This window comes from Variovorax sp. VNK109 (assembly GCF_049445855.1).
Classification (GTDB): Bacteria; Pseudomonadota; Gammaproteobacteria; order Burkholderiales; family Burkholderiaceae_C; genus JAGOCV01.
Window position 1 is genome coordinate 52,470 of sequence record NZ_JBMSDV010000001.1, and the last position, 16,477, is coordinate 68,946.

Here is a 16,477-nt window from a genome sequence, read left to right on the forward strand (position 1 = left end):
TCCTGGGAAACAGATATTGAATTTAACCGCGGGTGAAAGACCCCATGGACGCGCGCAGTCGCTGCATGCACAGCGCCTGCCACACCGCACCGCCGTAGCCACCCACGAGGTCGCGGTCGAGCGCTGCCCAGCCGGGCAACGCTGGATCGATACCCAGATCGCGAACGTAGCCTGCAGGCACGACGACGAACTGCCGCCGGTAAGGCATCAGAAAGCGTTCGGCCCCGCCTTCGCGCAGGCCCTGCTTCGCCACCCGCAGGTCGACATGCCATTCGCTCAGGTAGGCCGCGCAGGCCGGTGCCCACCAGAACTTGCCCATGTCGTCGCCGGCCGAAGCTTCGCCCGAGAGCACACGGCGCGCGTGTTCCCAGTGCACGAAGCCGGCGTGCCTCGCGACGTCATGCAGGCAGTCGCGCAGCCGAGCGTCCTGCCCTGCCTCGCGCAACGCGTTCAGGCGCAGGCGCGCGCGGACCTTGAGCTCATCGACCGCGGCCGTCAACGCAGCTCCAGTGCGCGGCATTCGCACAACGCGGTCAGCCGGTCCTGCGCATCGTGCGCGCCCGCGAGAGCCTGCTCGCAGATCCAGCCGGCGGTCTCCATGCCTTCGCCGAGAAGACGGCGCCCGGGCGGGCGCAGTTCGATGGCGCGCTGACCGCGCTCGTCCACCGTGCGCCGGACCCAGCCGCTCTTCTCCAGCGCCAGTACCTGCCGCAGCACGTGCGAAGCGCGCTTGCCGAGCGGGTGTTCCAGTTGTGCCGGCGTGCGGCTGCCATCGGACAACACCTGTAACAGCACCAGATCACTCATGTCGAGCCCGTGATGGGTGCCCAATTCCTCATCGAGTTTGCGGCGCAGGCGCGCATGCGCGAGATCGAGCGCGAGGCAGAACGCGAGCGCGGACGATGTGTGCGTGCCGGCCTTCATGCGAGTTCTCCCGCAACCGCATCGCCGAACTCGGCGAGCCAGAGCTGCAGCAAGGTGTCGAGTTCGGCGTCGTAATCGAACATCGGGTCCACGCGCTGCTTCACACGGTCGAGGACCTCGAAGCTGAACGCGCCCACGCCGTGCTGGCGCCAGGCCTCACGCAAACGGACGTTGCGGGGAGCGCCCTGGCGCAATTCGAACTGCACTCGGTTGAGCGTGCCCTCGACATTCCGGCTGCGGCCAAGCCACAGCTCGCCTGTCGCGGTGCACCGAACCGCATAGATACCCATCGAGGGAAAAGCGCGCTTGTAGTCGCGCACGCGTTCGCGGCGCAAAGCCGCAGGAGAAGCGCCCGAAAGCGCGAGGGATGCAAGGGTGTCATTCATGACGGACTCCTGGTTTCGTTGCCAGCCATGTCCCGCGCGGTGGCTGTGACGAAGACCTCGGTCTGTCAGAACTGGAAAGAATCCAAGGGTGAGAGCCTCTTGAGCGGGCAGGCGCCCCTCAGCACCTGTGCCCGCAATTGTAGAGGCCCGGCCGTTTTTACGCCAGTTGCTGCTCCAGCTGGTGCAGTACCTGATAGCACGGCAGCACCTGCGCCACGCTCGCGTTGGGCTCGCGGCCTTCGCGGATGGCGGCGAAGAACTCGCGGTCCTGCAGTTCGATGCCGTTCATCGACACATCGACCTGGCTCACATCGATCTTCTCTTCCTTGCCATTCACCAGATCGTCGTAACGGGCGATGTATGTCGCCGTGTCACCGATGTAGCGGAAGAAGGTACCGAGCGGGCCGTCGTTGTTGAATGAGAGCGACAGCGTGCAGATCGCGCCGTTGGCGGCCTTGAGCTGGATGCTCATGTCCATCGCGATGCCGAGTGTCGGGTGGATCGGACCCTGCACGGCATTGGCCTTCACGATCGGGCTGCCGGCCTGGTAGGCGAACAGGTCCACCGTATGCGCAGCGTGGTGCCATAGCAGGTGGTCGGTCCAGCTGCGGGCCTGGCCCAGCGCATTCATGTTGGTGCGACGGAAGAAATACGTCTGCACGTCCATCTGCTGGATGTTGAACTCGCCAGCCTTGATCTTCTTGTGCACGAACTGGTGGCTGGGATTGAAGCGACGCGTATGGCCGCACATCGCAACCAGGCCCGTCTGCTTCTGCAGCGCGACGACTTCCTCGCCGTCCTTGAGCACGTCGCACAGCGGGATCTCCACCTGCACGTGCTTGCCGGCGTTCAGGCAGGCAATGGACTGCGAAGCATGCATCTGCGTTGGCGTGCACAGGATGACGGCGTCGAGCTCCTTGATCTTCAGGCTCTCGTTGAGGTCGGTCGTCACGTGCTTGATGCCGTACTTGTCCGCGACTTCCTTCGTCTTGTCGAGTTCGCGACCGATCAACGAAATGACTTCGACGTCCTTGATGTTCCTGATGCCGTCCAGATGCTTGATGCCGAACGCGCCGGCGCCGGCGAGGGCTACTTTGATGGTCATGGGTTCAGTTCTCCAGAATCAGATGGCCCACGGCGGTGTTCGACGCAGGCACGTGGAAAAAGCGATGCTTCAGCTTCGGGGCGGGACCGCCCGCAACGTCGGCCATGGCACCGCGCGCGATCAGCCACATCACGAGTTCGATGCCTTCGCTGCCGGCTTCGCGCACATATTCGATGTGTGGTACCTGCGCCAGACCGGCCGGGTCCGCGATCAGGCGGTCAAGGAACCTGTTGTCCCACTCCTTGTTGATCAGGCCGGCGCGCGGCCCCTGCAACTGGTGACTCATGCCGCCCGTGCCCCAGATCTGCACTTTCAGCGGTTCGTCAAAAGATTCGATGGCGCGACGGATCGCCTGCCCCAGTGCGAAGCAGCGCGCGCCTGACGGCACGGGGTACTGCACCACATTCACGTGGAACGGAATCACCTTCACCGGCCACGCCTCGGGCGAGCCGAACAGCAGGTTCATCGGCACGGTGAGGCCATGGTCCACCTTCAGGTCGTTCACGATGGTGAGGTCGAAGTCCTGCTGGATCACCGACTGCGCAATGTGGCTGGCGAGCTCGGGATGGCCCATGACCTTGGGCACGGGGCGCGGACCATAGCCCTCGTCGGCCGGCACGAATTCATCGGCCGTGCCAATGGCGAAAGTCGGGATCACGCCGAGGTCGAAGCTGGTGGCATGGTCGTTGTAGACGAGGAAGACCACGTCCGGCCGGTTGTCGCGCATCCACTGCTTGGAAGGCTCGTAGCCGGCGAAGAGCGGCTTCCAGTACGGTTCTTCCGTCTTTCCGAGATCGATCGCCGCGCCGATGGCCGGCACGTGCGAGGTATAGACCGAAGCCGTGATGTGCGCATGGCCGCTGCCAGCCTGGCCCGCTCCGGTCTGGCGCGCCGCGTGCTCGCCCATGATCTGCGCGGCCAGGGCTTGCTGATGCGTCAGCTCCCAGTCCTTCCACGCGTCGGACTGCGCGGCAGGGCCCTGCGCATTGCCGCCCTCGCCCACCACGCGGTTGCCCTCGGCGCTGCGGCCGCCGCCGATCATCATGTCGCGGTACTGGTGCTCGGTCATGCCGGTCATGCTGCCGGCCATCTGCTGGAACGACAGACCGTCGGTCGCGCCCAGCTTGGCGAGGAAATAGATATTGCCGCCGGTGCGCATTGCCCAGTTGAGATCGCGTGCACGTACCGCGGCGCGCTGCTCGTCCGTCATCGGCCATTCGGCCAGATAGGCATCCTCGTCGGCCTTGAAACGCGCGCGGTTCTCGGCCTTCATCAAGCTCATGCAGAACTGGTTGAGCCAGTAGCCCTTGCGCGACTGGTCAGCGTCGAAGATGGTCGTGCCGGGCACGTCCAGATAGGGTTTGTCGAGAGCCATGTCAAACCTCCTCGGGCCAGTAAAGGCGCATCGGGTTGTCCACGAGCAGCTTCTGCTGCAGTCCGGCAGTCGGAGCGATCTGCGGGATGAAGTCCACCAGCAGGCCGTCGTCGGGCATGTGGTCCTTGAGGTTCGGGTGCGGCCAGTCGGTGCCCCACAGCACGCGGTCGGGGAACTGCTCGACCACCTTGCGTGCGAACGGCACCACGTCCTGGTACGCGGCCTGCTCACCGTCCAGCGCCTTCGGCCCGCTGACGGACAGCCGCTCCGGGCAGCTCACCTTGCTCCACACATTGGTGTGCTCGCGCATGAACTTGAGGAACAGCTCGAACTCGGGGCCATCGATCGGTTTGCTCACGTCGGGGCGGCCCATGTGGTCCACCACCACCGTGGTCGGCAGCGCGGTGAAGAAGTCCCACAGCTCGGGCAGGTCCACCGCCTCGAAGTAGATCACCACGTGCCAGCCCAGCTTGTGGATGCGGCCGGCAATTTCCAGCAGTTCGTCCTTGGGCGTGAAGTCCACCAGGCGCTTGACGAAGTTGAAGCGCACGCCGCGCACGCCGGCGTCGTGCAGTTCCTGCAATTCAGCGTCGCTGATGCTGCGGCGCACGGTGGCAATGCCGCGAGCCTTGCCGCCCGACGACTTGCACGCATCGACCATCGCGCGGTTGTCTGCGCCATGGCAGGTGGCCTGCACGACCACGTTCCGCTCAAAACCCAGATGGTCGCGCAGCGCATACAGCTGCGCCTTGCTGGCGTCGCACGGCGTGTACTTGCGCTCGGGCGCATACGGAAATTCAGCGCCCGGGCCGAAGACATGGCAGTGCGCGTCCACCGCGCCGGCGGGCAGCTTGAAGGTCGGCTTGGTCGGGCCGGTGTACCAGTCGAGCCAGCCCTTGGTCTTCTCGAACGGGCCGGAGGTCGGCTTGTCGTTGGCTTGCGTCATGCGTGCTCCGTTCAATCGATGTAACGCAGGCCGGCTTTTTCCAGCGGCTCGCGCATCTTGTACATGTCCAGCCCCAGGATGCCGGATGCCAGCTTGTCGCGCTTCTCGCCTTCGTTGGCTTCGCGGGCCTTCGCGGCTTCGAGCGTCTTTGCAGCAATGGCGCGTGGCACGCAGACCACGCCATCGTCGTCGGCCACGATCACGTCGCCGGGGTTCACGCTCATGCCGGCGCACACCACGGGGATGTTCACAGAGCCGATGGTGGCCTTGATGGTTCCCTTGCTGCTGATCGCCTTGGACCACACCGGGAAGTTCATTTCCTTCAGCGTCTTCACGTCACGCACGCCAGCGTCGATGACGAGCGCACGCGCTCCGCGCGCCTGGAAACTGGTGGCCAGCAGGTCGCCGAAGTAGCCGTCGGTGCATTCGGCCGTCACAGCCGCGACGACGATGTCACCGGGCTGGATCTGCTCTGCCACGACGTGCATCATCCAGTTGTCACCGGGATGCAGCAGCACGGTGACCGCCGTGCCCGACACCTGTGCGCCCGCAAAGATGGGGCGCATGTAGGGCTTGAGCAGGCCGACGCGGCCCATCGCCTCATGCACCGTGGCCGAGCCCAGGCTCGCCAGTGCGTCAGCGGTCGCGCGATCAGTGCGCTGGATGTTGCGGTACACCACACCAAGTTCGTACATGTTGTCTTCCTTTGTCTGTTGCCGGATCAGCGGCCTTGCGATTTCAGCTTGGCATCCAGGCGTGAGAACACGCGGCGCGCATTGCCTTCGAACACCTGATAGCGCTGCTCGTCGCTCAGGTTGGGCGTGGCGGTGATGTAGCGCTTGGTGTCGTCGTAGTAGTTGCCGGTCTCGGGGTCGATGCCGCGCACCGCGCCGATCATCTCGCTGGCGAACAGGATGTTGCCCACGGGGATCACTTTGGTCAGCAGGTCGATGCCGGGCTGGTGGTACACGCAGGTGTCGAAGAACACGTTGTTCAACAGGTGGTCCTTGAGCAGCGGCTTCTTGAGTTCCTGCGCGAGGCCGCGGTAACGGCCCCAGTGGTACGGGGCCGCGCCGCCGCCATGGGGAATCAGGAACTTCAGCGTCGGGAAATCCTTGAACAGGTCGCCCTGGATCAGCTGCATGATCGCCGTGGTGTCGGCGTTGATGTAGTGCGCGCCGGTGGTGTGGAAGCACGCGTTGCAGCTCGTGCTGACGTGGATCATCGCGGGGATGTCGTGCTCCACCATCTTCTCGTAGATGGGGTACCAGTGACGGTCGGTCAGCGGAGGGCTGTTCCAGTGGCCACCCGACGGATCGGGGTTGAGATTGATGCCGACGTTGCCGTATTCCTTGACGCACTTCTCGAGTTCGGGAATGCAGGTGGCGGGATCGACGCCGGTCGACTGCGGCAGCATCGCCGCGGGAATGAAGTGTTCGGGAAACAGTTGCGAGACGCGATAGCACAGCTCGTTGCAGATCGCCGCCCAGGTGCTGGACACCTGGAAGTCACCGATGTGGTGGGCCATGAAGCTCGCGCGCGGGCTGAAGATGGTGAGGTCGGAGCCGCGTTCCTTCATCTTGGCGAGCTGGTTCTGCTCGATGGTTTCGCGCAGTTCGTCGTCGCTGATCTTCAGGTCGGCCACCTTCGGCATGACCGACGGATCCTTGATGCCCGCGATCTGCTGGTTTCGCCAGGCTTCCAGGGATTTCGGTGCCGTCGTGTAGTGACCATGCACGTCGATGATCAGGGGTTGGGCAGTGCTCATTTCGTCTTGTCCTCGGGTCGGGAATCACGGATTCCCGCACGTGGGAATCACCCGCCGATTGTTGCCCGAAGCAGGCCCCGGCGACACCCCGGCACCCCACTAGCAGCTATATCAAGACGGCATAATGGTGACAAAGCTATTCAAAACCGATGGACCTCAAGCAACTCGAATATTTCGTGCGCGTGGCAGAGCTCGGCAGTTTCACGCGCGCATCGATCGCGCTCGGTGTGGCCCAGCCCGCGCTGAGCCGGCAGGTGCGCCTGCTGGAAGTCGAGTTGCGGCAGAACCTGCTCACCCGCAACGGGCGCGGCGCCAGCCCCACCGAAGCAGGGAAGATATTGCTGGAGCACGGTCGCGGCATCCTGCATCAGGTTCAGTTGGCGCGCGAGGAACTGGGCGCCGCGCGCGGCTCGCTCGCCGGGCGCGTGTCCATCGGCCTGCCACCCAGCCTGTCGCGGCTGATCACCGTCCCCCTGACCCACGCTTTCCGTGAGCACCTGCCGCAGGCGCAGCTCACGCTGACCGAAGGCTTCTCGGTGCTCATGAACGAGGGCCTGCGCCTGGGCCACCTCGACATGGCCGTGCTCTACAACCCCGACCGCTCGGCCGAGCAGGAAATGCTCTCGCTGCACAAGGAGGAGCTCGTCCTCATTTCACCGCACCTCCCGCCGAAGAAAGCGAAGCCGGTGAGCCTGCGCGAGGTCGCCGCCCTGCCCCTCATCCTGCCCAGCCGGCCCAACGCGTTCCGACTGCAGATCGAGACAGACATGACGCGCATCGGCGAGCGGCCCAACGTGACGATGGAAGTCGACGGGCTCAACGGCATCCTCAACCTCGTGAAGGAAGGCCTTGGGCATGCCGTGCTGCCCCGCTACACGCTCAGCAACTTCGAGAATGCCGACCCCTTCACCGTGCGCGGCATCCATTCACCCAAGCTCATGAGCGAACTCGTACTCGTGTGGCCCACCAGGCGACCGATGACACAGACACACCGGCGCGCGCTGGAGCTGCTGCAGGACGTGGTATCGGACGCGATGAAGCCGTATCGCTGAGTCGCCGCCTTCAGGCCACGACGGCAACCGCCTCCACCTCGATCATGAGGTCCGGCGAGCCCAGCGCACTCACGCCGATCAGCGTCATGGTCCGGCGCGGATCGAAGCCCATTTCCATCGCCACCTTCATCGCGCCCTGGATCAGCGACTCCATCTTGTCGGGCGTCCAGTTCACGACGTACACCGTCACCTTCACCACGTCGGCAAAGCTCGCGCCGGCACCCTTGAGCGCTGCCGCCACATTGCGGTAGGCCTGCTCGGCCTGCAGGGCGAGATCGCCCTTGCCGACGATGGCACCCGTCGTGTCCTGGGCCACTTGGCCCGAGAGAAAAACGATACGGGAACCGGTGCCGATGGCCACCTGATGATAGGAATCGGGTTTGAAGAGGCCGTCCGGATTCAACAGCTCGACAGTCATGCAATCTCCTTGTTCGGGGATGGAAGATGGTTCACTGACTGTTGGAATGGTTTGCGCCCATTCTGCTGCATCCTGATATCCCGATGCCGTCGTCCGGTTCGCGCTTCTCATCCCGATTTTTTCGAGCGTTTGGTCCTGGCCAGCCGGACCTCCGTGCCGCGCGGATATTTGTCAACCCTGCGGCTGAATGCCACCGAGAAGACGCGGCCATTCACCGCGGTCAGCGTCGCGTGGACCGGCTCGGCATCTTCCGCCACCTGAAACGCCACCCGCGCGACCCGCGCCTCGGCCACGTCCATCGCCAGCTTCGGGATCGGCCCGAAGGCTGCCTGTGGATTGCGGCAATAGAAGTTGAGCGCCCGTCCATCAACCTCGCGCTGCACGAGGTCGTAGGCACTGAACTGCGCGCGGGCGATGGCGCGCTGCTCGTCGGGCAGAACGTCGAGCAGCGATCCGAGCATGCTGAACTCGACATCTGTCAGTGTGTCGCCCGCACCGAAGATCGACCGCACCCATCAGGAGCCGAAATGCCGCTTCATGCCTAAAGGGCCCTGTGCTGCAACGCCCAGATCAGCGCCGTCAAGGTGACGAACGAGATGACGGTAGTGAAAAGTTGCGCAACAGCCGCCATGCCATCGTGCCCGTGCTTCTGCGCGAGGATCGGGTAGATGCCGAGCATGGGCACGGCTGCGAAGATCAGGGCAGCCACGTGCAACTGCGCGGGCAACGGCGGCAGCAGCCAGAGCATGACGAACACCGCCAATGGATGCAGCAGCAGCTTGCCGATGGCAATGGCCGACACGTCGCGCTTGAGACCCGGCGTCGGGGTGCCCGTCAGCGAGCCGCCGATCACGAACAGCGCGAGCGCGCCGCACGAAGTGGCGAACAGGTTGACCGCACGCGCACCGGCCTCCGGCAGGCGCAGGCCGAACAGCGAGAACACCAGCCCCGCGATGATGGCCAGGATCATCGGGTTGCGCACCAGCCCGGCCAGTGAGGCGAGGAAGGTCTTGCGCCAGTTGCCCTTGCCCTGCGCGCCATCCATGTCGGCGATGGCCAGCAGCAGTGGCAGCATGAGCACGTTCTCCACGATCATGCAAAGCGCCAGTGCCACACCTGCGGTCGGCCCGAACAGTTGCAGCGCCAGCGGAAAACCGATGAAGCCGCTGTTGGAGCATGTCATGCCCATGGCCACGACGGCCGCACCCGACAGGCTCTTGCCGGCCCATCGCGCCCATGCGAAGCCGATGCCCGCCACCAGCAACGACCCCGCCGTGTACGCGACGAGATACACCGGGTTGATCACCTCGGCCAGCGTGCGCGACGACAGCGCATTGAACAGCAGTGCCGGCAGCGCGAGCTGGATGACGAACTTGCCGAACACGCGCATGTCGGCGCGGCTGAACCAGCCCGCGCGCGCGCAGGCGAAGCCGATCGCGATGACGATGTAGATCGGCAGCGTGATGGAAAGGACGTCGCTCACTGCCGGGCAATCTTTGCGCGGGTGATGACGTCGGACCAGCGCCTGATTTCGCCGTCCAGCTGTTCTCCAAGTTGCTCGGGCGTGCTGCCCTGGGCGACGAGGTTGAGGTCCAGCAGCTTCTTGCGCACGTCCGGCTGGTTCAGAACGGCCTGCAGTTCGCGGTTGAGCCGCGCGACCACCTCGCGCGGGGTCTTCGCCGGTGCCGACAGGCCGTTCCACGACGACACATTGAAACCGGCGAGGTTGCCGCCCGATTCACGGACCGAGGGCACATCGGGCAGTTGCTGCGCGCGCTTGTCTCCGAGGATCGCGAGCGGTCGCAACGCCTTGGCGTTGATCTGCGGCATCAGCGGCCCGAGGATGTCCACCATGATGTCGATCTCGCCGCCACGCACCGCCGTGATGACCGGCGGTGTGCCGTTGAACGGTACCACCTGGGCGTCGATGCCGGCCGTGGCCTTGAACAGCTCGGCCGCCAGGTTCTGCGTGGTGCCCACGTTGGGCGTGCCGATGTTGAGCTTGCCGGGGTTGGCGCGTGCATAGGTCAGCACATCGGCCAGCGACTTGAAACGCCCGCCTTCGTTGGCGGCAATGGCCAGATCGAAACTCGCCAGGCGCGAGACGGGCGTGAAGTCCTTCAGCGTGTCGAAGGGCAGCGACTTGAAGAGCGCGGCGCTCACCGCCGTGCCGCTGGAGACGAGCAGCAAGGTGTGCCCGTCCGGTTCCGCGCGCGACACCAGTTCGCCCGCCACGACACCGCCCGCGCTGGGCCGGTTGTCGATGACCACGGGTTGACCCATCGCATCGGACAGTTTCTGCCCCACCGTACGCGCCGTGATGTCGGCCGCGCCGCCTGCCGCATTGGGCACGACGATGCGGATGGGACGTTGCGAGAGCGGCTGCGCGAATGAAGGACCTGCCGCCAATGCGAAGCCTGCGATCAGCAGTTCGCGACGGACATGGGAAACGGGGGATGAAGCTGGGGTGGAACGCGTCATGAAGCGGAAGTCTACCCCTGCACTGCCAGCCCTGCGAGCAGCGCCTGCCGAGGCGACCTCTTTGCCGGGCGCGACCTCAGGCCAGCGTGTAAGCCGTCTTCACCACCGTGAAGAACTCCTGCGCGTAGCGCCCCTGCTCGCGCGGGCCGTAGCTCGAACCCTTGCGGCCGCCGAAGGGCACGTGGTAGTCCACACCCGCCGTCGGCAGGTTCACCATCACCATGCCCGCCTGGCTGTGGCGCTTGAAGTGCGTCGCGTATTTCAGGCTGGTTGTCGCGATGCCGGCAGAAAGACCGAACGGCGTGTCATTGGCCATGGCCAGCGCTTCCTCGTAATCCTTCACACGGATGACACTCGCCACCGGCCCGAAGATCTCTTCGCGGTTGATGCGCATCGACGCCGCGCTTTCGCTGAAGAGCGCAGGCGCCATGTAGAAGCCGTCCGTCGCCAGCTTCAGCCGCTCGCCGCCCACGGCCAGCGTTGCGCCTTCGCTCTTGCCGATCTCGATGTAGCCCAGGTCCTGCTCCAGCTGGCTCTGGCTCGACACCGGTCCGATGTCCGTTCCCTGCGCCAGCGCATCGCCCACCTTGATCTTCGCCATGCGTTCCCTCATGGCCGCGATGAATTTCGGATAGATGCCCTCGGTCACGATCAGCCGGCTGGATGCGGTGCAACGCTGCCCCGTCGAATAGAACGCCGACTGCACCGCCAGCTCCACCGCCTGGTTCAGATCGGCGTCGTCCAGCACCACCTGCGGGTTCTTGCCGCCCATTTCGAGTTGCACCTTCTTGAGGTTCTGCGCGCACTGCAACGCAATGCGTCCACCCACGCCCGTGGACCCGGTGAAGCTGATGGCCGCCACGCCCGGATGGTTGACCAGCACGTCGCCGATGACGCTGCCGCGCCCCATGACGAGGTTGAACACGCCCGCAGGAATGCCGCTGCGCGAGATGATGTCCGCCAGCGCCCATGCGCAGCCGGGCACGAGGTCGGCCGGCTTGATCACCACGCAGTTGCCGAAGGCGAGCGCGGGCGCGATCTTCCACGCGGGAATGGCGATCGGAAAGTTCCACGGCGTGATGAGGCCGACCACCCCGATGGGCTCGCGCGTGATCTCCACGCCGATGCCCGGTCGCACGGAAGGCAGCACTTCGCCGGACAGGCGCAGGCATTCGCCGGCGAAGAACTTGAAGATGGCCCCCGCGCGCGCCGCTTCGCCGATGCCCTCTGCCTTGGTCTTGCCTTCTTCACGCGCGAGCAGCGTGCCCAGCTCGTCCTTGCGCGCGATGATCTCGTTGCCGATCTTGTCCAGCGCGTCGCTGCGCGCCTGCACGCTGCCGGTCGCCCAGAAAGGGAAGGCTTTTTGCGCCGCGGCCACCGCGAGCGCCACCTGTGCGGCATCGGCCTGCGCGTATTCGCCGATCACGTCCGACAGGTCAGACGGGTTGATGTTGCGGCTGTAACTGCTGCCCGCCGTCCACTGGCCGGCGATCAGGTTGTCGAAGCGGGTCATGAATGTTCTCGCGGAAGATGAAGAAGGTCAACGCACCATGCACGGCCGCTTGGGGTCGAACTTCCAGTTGGGCACGAGGTACCGCATCGCGATGGCATCGTCGCGCGCACCCAGCCCGTGCTGTTTGTAGAGTGCGTGCGCGCGTTCCAGTGCCGCCATGTCGAGCTCGACGCCCAGGCCCGGCTTACCGGGTACATCGATGTAGCCGCCCTTGATCTGCAGCGGCTCGCGCGTGAGCGCCTGGCCGTCCTGCCAGATCCAGTGCGTGTCGATGGCCGTCACCTTGCCCGGCGCAGCCGCAGCCACGTGCGTGAACATCGCCAGCGACACATCGAAGTGGTTGTTGGAATGCGAGCCCCAGGTCAGGCCCCAGTCGCGGCAGGTCTGCGCCACGCGCACCGAGCCCGACAGCGTCCAGAAATGCGGGTCGGCCAGCGGGATGTCGACCGACTGCAGCGCGAGCGCATGGGCCATCTGCCGCCAGTCGGTCGCGACCATGTTGGTGGCCGTCGGCAGACCGGTGGCGCGGCGGAATTCGGCCATCACCTCGCGTCCGGAGAAGCCTTCTTCCGCGCCGCACGGGTCTTCGGCATACGCCATCACACCATGCAGGTCGCGCGTGATGCGGATCGCGTCCTTCAACAGCCAGCCGCCGTTCGGGTCCAGCGTCACACGGGCCTGCGGAAAGCGTTCGTGCAATGCACGGATGGCCTCGACCTCTTCCTCGCCGCGCAGAACGCCGCCTTTGAGTTTGAAGTCCGCGAAGCCGTAGCGCGCGTGCGCCGCTTCCGCCAGACGCACGATGGCCTCGGGCGTCATCGCCTTCTCATGACGCAGGCGTTGCCAGTCATCGGCCGCTTCCGGCTCCTCACGGTACGGCAGGTCCGTCAACTTGCGGTCGCCCACATAGAACAGGTAGCCGAGCGCGAGCACGCGGTCGCGCTGCTGCCCCTCGCCGAGCAGCGCAGCGACAGGAACGCCGAGGAACTGCCCCAGCAGATCGAGCAGCGCGCACTCCATCGCCGCCATGGCGTGGATGGTCACGCGCAGGTCGAAGGTCTGCAGCCCGCGGCCGCCCGAGTCGCGGTCGGCAAAGCGGGCTTCCATCGATTGCAGGATCGCCTGATGACGGCCGAGCGGCTGCCCGACCACGAGCTCCCGCGCGTCTTCCAGCGTCTGGCGGATCTTCTCGCCGCCTGGCACTTCGCCCACGCCGGTGCGACCGGCGCTGTCGGTGACGATGAGGATGTTGCGCGTGAAGAACGGCCCGTGTGCGCCGCTCAGGTTGAGCAGCATGCCGTCATGTCCGGCGACGGGTACCACGCGCATATCGTGCACGACGGGCATGCCTTGGAGGCTGGCAGGGGAAGTCGATGTCATCAGGAAAGCTCTGCAGAAAAATCAGTCAGCCGTGATCTTGCGTGTTTCGATCAGGTTCTTCCAGCGGGCGAACTCGCGAGCCTGGAAAGCGCTGAAGGCCTCGGGCGTGTTCGCCACGATCTCCAGACCCTGCTCTTCCATGCGCTTGCGGATCGCGGGGTCGTTCATCGATGCAACGGCTGCGTCGGCGATCTTCTTCTTCACGGCTGCGGGCAGGCCCTTGGGCGCTGCCAGGCCTTGCCACGAATACACCTCGGCACCTTGCACGCCGGCTTCGGCGAGCGTGGGCACATCGGGCAGCACGGGCGAGCGCTTGTCACCGGTGACGGCGATCGGGCGCAGCTTGCCGGTGCGGATGTGCTGAAGCACGGCATTCACGTTCTGGAACGAGAAATCGACTTGCCCGCCCAGCAGATCGTTGATCGCCGGTGCGCCGCCCTTGTAGGGCACGTGCACGCCAGACGTGCCGCTCTGCTGCCAGAACATCTCGGCCGACAGATGGTCCGAAGAGCCGTTTCCCGAACTCGCGAAGCTCACCTTGTTCGGCGTGCGCTTGAGCAATGCGACGACTTCCTGCAGCGTCTTCGCCGACTGCGCAGGACTGGCCACCAGCACGTTGGGCGCCTGCACCGGCACGGTGATGTAGTCGAAGTCGTTCACTGCGTCGTACGGCACGCCCTTCACCAGGTGCGGTGCAATCACATACGCACCCAGCGACGAAAACAGCAGCGTATAGCCGTCGGCCGGCGCGCGCTTGACCTGCGCCGCACCGATGGTGCCGGTTGCGCCCGGCTTGTTGTCGACCACAAAGGTCTGCTGCAGCTTTTCCTGCATGTGCTGCGCCATCACACGCGCGATGGTGTCGGTGGAACCACCCGGCGGGAACGGCACGATGATGGTGACGGTCTTCTCGGGCCAACTGGTCTGCGCATGTGCCACCATGGGTACAGCAGCGGCAAGGATGAGGGCGGCACCACCGACGGCGGCCGCCATCAACGCGCGAAGCGAACGGGAATTTTTCATGTCTTGTCTCCTTCTTTGATGATCAACGATGGCCCGGTCCGCCTATTGCGGACCGAGCGCCTTGATGAGCTGATCGAGCTCGGCCATCTCGTCAGGCTTGAGGTCGGTGAGCGGCGCGCGTACCGGGCCCGCGTCGTGACCGACAAGCTTCGCACCGGCCTTGACGATGCTCACCGCATACCCGTGGCCCCTGTTGCGGATCGCGAGATACGGCATGAAGAAATCGCGCAGCAGGCGGTGCTGCGTGGCCATGTCGTCGGTGCGCACGGCTTCGTAGAACTGCATGGCGGTCTTCGGGATGAAGTTGAACACCGCCGACGAATACACCGGCGTTCCCAGCGCCTTGTAGGCGGCGGCATAGACCTCGGCCGTCGGCAGGCCGCCGAGGTAGGCGAAGCGGTCGCCCATGCGCATGTAGATCGAGCTCATGAGCTCGATGTCGCCAATACCGTCCTTGAAGCCCACGAGGTTCGGGTTGCGTTCGGCCAGCTTCGCCAGCGTCTCGGGCATCAGCCGGCTTTGCGCGCGGTTGTAGACGATGACGCCGAACTTCACGCTGCGGCAAATGGCTTCGACGTGCGCGGCCAGGCCTTCCTGGCCGGCTTCGGTCAGGTAGTGAGGGAGCAGCAGCACGCCATGGGCGCCGGCCTTCTCGGCCGCCTGCGCACAAGCGATCGCGAAGCGCGTGGGCCCGCCTGCGCCCGCGATGATCGGCACCTTGCCGCGGCAGGTGTCCACCGCCGTCTTGATGATGGCGGGGTACTCGTCACCGGTGAGCGAGAAGAATTCACCTGTGCCGCCCGCGGCGAACAGCGCGGTCGCGCCATAGGGTGCGAGCCACTCCAGGCGCTCGACGTAGCCACGCGCGTTGAAGTTGCCGTCGGCGTCGAAGTCGGTCAGCGGAAAAGACAGCAGGCCGCTGCCCATGATGGATTTGAGTTGTTGTGGATCCATGGCTTGCGTGGAGTGATGGGTGATGGTGAAGGAAATCAGTCGAGCTTGATCTGTGCCTGCGTCACGACTTCGGCCCAGCGGGCGCGTTCGGCGACGAAGAACTTGTCCTGCTCGGCGGGGCTCATGGTCACGACCTCGGCACCCTGCCCGGTCAGGCGTGCGCGGATGTCGGGCGAGCGGATCACGCGGATCAGTTCGGTGTTCAGGCGGGTGATGACGGCTTCCGGCGTGCCGCGCGGCGCGAGCACGCCCTGCCAGGTGCCGGACTCGAAATTGGAAAGGCCCTGTTCGGCGAGCGTCGGCACGTCGCCGATCAGCGGCATGCGCGTGCGCTTGGAAACGCCCAGCACCTTGAGCTTGCCGGCCTGCACCTGGGGCAGCGTCGCCAGCATGCCGTTCATCAGCACCTGGGTCTGGCCGGCCACCGTGTCCTGGATGGCCTGCACGCCGCCCTTGTAGGGCACGTACTGCCAGCGTGCGCCGGAAGCGCGTTCGACTGCGACGCCCGCGAGGTGCGGCGCGCTGCCGGTGGCCGTGACGGCGAAATTGAGATTGGCAGTCTTCGACAGGGCGACGAGTTCCTTGAGGTTGCTCACCTGCACCGACGGATGCACCACCAGCAGATGCGGCGAATACGCGAGCATCGTCACGCCGCGCAGATCCTTGCCCGGGTCGAACGACAGCTTGGTGTAAACGGACGGGCTGATCGCCAGCGCGCCCACGTCGCACAACAACACGGTGTGGCCGTCCGGCGCGGCGCGTGCGACGAACTCTGCGCCCAGGTTGCCGTTGGCACCGGGTTTGTTCTCCACGATGACCGACTGGCCCAGCGCCTCCGACAGACCCTGGCTGATGGCACGGGCAATGATGTCGGACGACCCGCCCGGGGGGTATGGCACGACGATGCGGATCGGCTTGCTCGGAAAAGCCTGTGCCATTGCGGGCGCAGGCGCAGCAGCGAGCCCGCCGAATGCGGCGATGGCAGTGGCAGAAATGGCCGTCGCAAGTGCGTGGCGTCGGGATGCGGTCATGTCTTTTGTCTCCTGGCGTGTCTAACGGTGAATGCAATGCGGGTGAATGCGATGCGCGATGTCGATCGCTTTTCCATCGATCTTTCGTGTTTTGTTGTATGTCATCGTACAACTTAAAAAA

At 65.2% G+C, this 16,477-nt stretch carries 18 protein-coding genes and 1 pseudogene; 1 reads left to right on the top strand and 18 read right to left on the bottom strand.

Annotation, left to right across the window (positions count from 1 at the left end):
* Positions 1 to 22 precede the first annotated feature (22 nt).
* The 9 genes and pseudogenes from ACO2Q9_RS00235 to ACO2Q9_RS00275 all read right to left on the bottom strand — a co-directional run bounded on the left by ACO2Q9_RS00235 (position 23) and on the right by ACO2Q9_RS00275 (position 6,486).
* On the bottom strand, positions 23 to 499 hold the full coding sequence (locus ACO2Q9_RS00235; RefSeq protein WP_423307114.1) for a hypothetical protein: 477 nt from the start codon (positions 497 to 499) through the stop codon (positions 23 to 25).
* Positions 496 to 924 (bottom strand): hypothetical protein, encoded by a 429-nt coding sequence (locus ACO2Q9_RS00240; protein ID WP_423307116.1) that lies wholly within the window; start codon positions 922 to 924, stop codon positions 496 to 498. The genes ACO2Q9_RS00235 and ACO2Q9_RS00240 overlap by 4 nt, the downstream gene beginning before the upstream one ends.
* Positions 921 to 1,310, bottom strand: coding sequence for a GIY-YIG nuclease family protein (locus ACO2Q9_RS00245; RefSeq protein WP_423307118.1), 390 nt, complete (start codon positions 1,308 to 1,310; stop codon positions 921 to 923). The genes ACO2Q9_RS00240 and ACO2Q9_RS00245 overlap by 4 nt, the downstream gene beginning before the upstream one ends.
* Positions 1,311 to 1,467: 157 nt before the next feature.
* Positions 1,468 to 2,415: a Gfo/Idh/MocA family oxidoreductase gene (locus ACO2Q9_RS00250; RefSeq protein WP_423307120.1), complete on the bottom strand. Its 948-nt coding sequence runs from the start codon at positions 2,413 to 2,415 to the stop codon at positions 1,468 to 1,470.
* A 4-nt stretch (positions 2,416 to 2,419) separates the two neighbouring features.
* Complete coding sequence (locus ACO2Q9_RS00255) at positions 2,420 to 3,322, bottom strand: class III extradiol dioxygenase subunit beta (RefSeq protein WP_423309853.1); 903 nt, start codon at positions 3,320 to 3,322, stop codon at positions 2,420 to 2,422.
* Between the two features lie 99 nt (positions 3,323 to 3,421).
* A pseudogene (gene ligA / locus ACO2Q9_RS00260) lies at positions 3,422 to 3,790 on the bottom strand (protocatechuate 4,5-dioxygenase subunit alpha); the annotation flags it as partial.
* Between the two features lies 1 nt (position 3,791).
* Positions 3,792 to 4,736, bottom strand: coding sequence for an amidohydrolase family protein (locus tag ACO2Q9_RS00265; protein ID WP_423307122.1), 945 nt, complete (start codon positions 4,734 to 4,736; stop codon positions 3,792 to 3,794).
* 11 nt (positions 4,737 to 4,747) lie between these two features.
* Positions 4,748 to 5,431 (bottom strand): 4-carboxy-4-hydroxy-2-oxoadipate aldolase/oxaloacetate decarboxylase, encoded by a 684-nt coding sequence (ligK, locus tag ACO2Q9_RS00270; protein ID WP_423307124.1) that lies wholly within the window; start codon positions 5,429 to 5,431, stop codon positions 4,748 to 4,750.
* 26 nt (positions 5,432 to 5,457) lie between these two features.
* Positions 5,458 to 6,486 carry an amidohydrolase family protein gene (locus ACO2Q9_RS00275; protein ID WP_423309855.1) on the bottom strand — a complete coding sequence of 343 codons (1,029 nt, stop codon included), beginning with the start codon at positions 6,484 to 6,486 and terminating at the stop codon, positions 5,458 to 5,460.
* A gap of 167 nt (positions 6,487 to 6,653) precedes the next feature.
* On the opposite strand from ACO2Q9_RS00275, the gene ACO2Q9_RS00280 reads away from it, so the two are divergent.
* On the top strand, positions 6,654 to 7,556 hold the full coding sequence (locus tag ACO2Q9_RS00280; RefSeq protein WP_423307126.1) for a LysR family transcriptional regulator: 903 nt from the start codon (positions 6,654 to 6,656) through the stop codon (positions 7,554 to 7,556).
* Between the two features lie 10 nt (positions 7,557 to 7,566).
* Here ACO2Q9_RS00280 and ACO2Q9_RS00285 read toward each other — a convergent pair whose 3' ends face one another.
* From ACO2Q9_RS00285 to ACO2Q9_RS00325, 9 genes are all read right to left on the bottom strand, one after another.
* Positions 7,567 to 7,974 carry a RidA family protein gene (locus ACO2Q9_RS00285; protein ID WP_423307128.1) on the bottom strand — a complete coding sequence of 136 codons (408 nt, stop codon included), beginning with the start codon at positions 7,972 to 7,974 and terminating at the stop codon, positions 7,567 to 7,569.
* 107 nt (positions 7,975 to 8,081) lie between these two features.
* Positions 8,082 to 8,435 (bottom strand): hypothetical protein, encoded by a 354-nt coding sequence (locus ACO2Q9_RS00290; protein ID WP_423307130.1) that lies wholly within the window; start codon positions 8,433 to 8,435, stop codon positions 8,082 to 8,084.
* An 80-nt stretch (positions 8,436 to 8,515) separates the two neighbouring features.
* Entirely contained in the window at positions 8,516 to 9,457 is a 942-nt protein-coding gene (locus ACO2Q9_RS00295; RefSeq protein ID WP_423307132.1) for an AEC family transporter, read from the bottom strand.
* Positions 9,454 to 10,455 (bottom strand): Bug family tripartite tricarboxylate transporter substrate binding protein, encoded by a 1,002-nt coding sequence (locus tag ACO2Q9_RS00300; protein WP_423307134.1) that lies wholly within the window; start codon positions 10,453 to 10,455, stop codon positions 9,454 to 9,456. The genes ACO2Q9_RS00295 and ACO2Q9_RS00300 overlap by 4 nt, the downstream gene beginning before the upstream one ends.
* A gap of 76 nt (positions 10,456 to 10,531) precedes the next feature.
* A complete protein-coding gene (locus ACO2Q9_RS00305) occupies positions 10,532 to 11,968 on the bottom strand; it encodes an aldehyde dehydrogenase family protein (RefSeq protein WP_423307136.1) in 1,437 nt (478 codons plus the stop codon).
* Positions 11,969 to 11,995: 27 nt separating this feature from the next.
* Positions 11,996 to 13,315, bottom strand: coding sequence for a glucarate dehydratase (gene gudD / locus ACO2Q9_RS00310; RefSeq protein ID WP_423307138.1), 1,320 nt, complete (start codon positions 13,313 to 13,315; stop codon positions 11,996 to 11,998).
* Positions 13,316 to 13,369: 54 nt separating this feature from the next.
* Positions 13,370 to 14,290, bottom strand: a complete 921-nt coding sequence (locus tag ACO2Q9_RS00315) for a Bug family tripartite tricarboxylate transporter substrate binding protein (RefSeq protein WP_423309857.1) — start codon at positions 14,288 to 14,290, stop codon at positions 13,370 to 13,372.
* 123 nt (positions 14,291 to 14,413) lie between these two features.
* On the bottom strand, positions 14,414 to 15,325 hold the full coding sequence (gene kdgD, locus ACO2Q9_RS00320) for a 5-dehydro-4-deoxyglucarate dehydratase (protein ID WP_423307140.1): 912 nt from the start codon (positions 15,323 to 15,325) through the stop codon (positions 14,414 to 14,416).
* Between the two features lie 35 nt (positions 15,326 to 15,360).
* Positions 15,361 to 16,356 carry a Bug family tripartite tricarboxylate transporter substrate binding protein gene (locus tag ACO2Q9_RS00325; protein ID WP_423307142.1) on the bottom strand — a complete coding sequence of 332 codons (996 nt, stop codon included), beginning with the start codon at positions 16,354 to 16,356 and terminating at the stop codon, positions 15,361 to 15,363.
* Between the last annotated feature and the right edge of the window lie 121 nt (positions 16,357 to 16,477).

Bases quoted from the DNA above. Each gene is read 5' to 3' on its own strand.
- ACO2Q9_RS00305 (WP_423307136.1), bottom strand. From the start codon at position 11,968: ATGACCCGCTTCGACAACCTGATCGCCGGCCAGTGGACGGCGGGCAGC.
- ACO2Q9_RS00285 (WP_423307128.1), bottom strand. From the start codon at position 7,974: ATGACTGTCGAGCTGTTGAATCCGGACGGCCTCTTCAAACCCGATTCC.
- ACO2Q9_RS00245 (WP_423307118.1), bottom strand. From the start codon at position 1,310: ATGAATGACACCCTTGCATCCCTCGCGCTTTCGGGCGCTTCTCCTGCG.
- ACO2Q9_RS00265 (WP_423307122.1), bottom strand. From the start codon at position 4,736: ATGACGCAAGCCAACGACAAGCCGACCTCCGGCCCGTTCGAGAAGACC.
- ACO2Q9_RS00300 (WP_423307134.1), bottom strand. From the start codon at position 10,455: ATGACGCGTTCCACCCCAGCTTCATCCCCCGTTTCCCATGTCCGTCGC.
- ACO2Q9_RS00290 (WP_423307130.1), bottom strand. From the start codon at position 8,435: ATGCTCGGATCGCTGCTCGACGTTCTGCCCGACGAGCAGCGCGCCATC.
- ligK (WP_423307124.1), bottom strand. From the start codon at position 5,431: ATGTACGAACTTGGTGTGGTGTACCGCAACATCCAGCGCACTGATCGC.
- gudD (WP_423307138.1), bottom strand. From the start codon at position 13,315: ATGCCCGTCGTGCACGATATGCGCGTGGTACCCGTCGCCGGACATGAC.
- ACO2Q9_RS00315 (WP_423309857.1), bottom strand. From the start codon at position 14,290: ATGGTGGCACATGCGCAGACCAGTTGGCCCGAGAAGACCGTCACCATC.
- ACO2Q9_RS00250 (WP_423307120.1), bottom strand. From the start codon at position 2,415: ATGACCATCAAAGTAGCCCTCGCCGGCGCCGGCGCGTTCGGCATCAAG.
- ACO2Q9_RS00255 (WP_423309853.1), bottom strand. From the start codon at position 3,322: ATGGGCGAGCACGCGGCGCGCCAGACCGGAGCGGGCCAGGCTGGCAGC.
- kdgD (WP_423307140.1), bottom strand. From the start codon at position 15,325: ATGGATCCACAACAACTCAAATCCATCATGGGCAGCGGCCTGCTGTCT.
- ACO2Q9_RS00280 (WP_423307126.1), top strand. From the start codon at position 6,654: ATGGACCTCAAGCAACTCGAATATTTCGTGCGCGTGGCAGAGCTCGGC.
- ACO2Q9_RS00325 (WP_423307142.1), bottom strand. From the start codon at position 16,356: ATGACCGCATCCCGACGCCACGCACTTGCGACGGCCATTTCTGCCACT.
- ACO2Q9_RS00240 (WP_423307116.1), bottom strand. From the start codon at position 924: ATGAAGGCCGGCACGCACACATCGTCCGCGCTCGCGTTCTGCCTCGCG.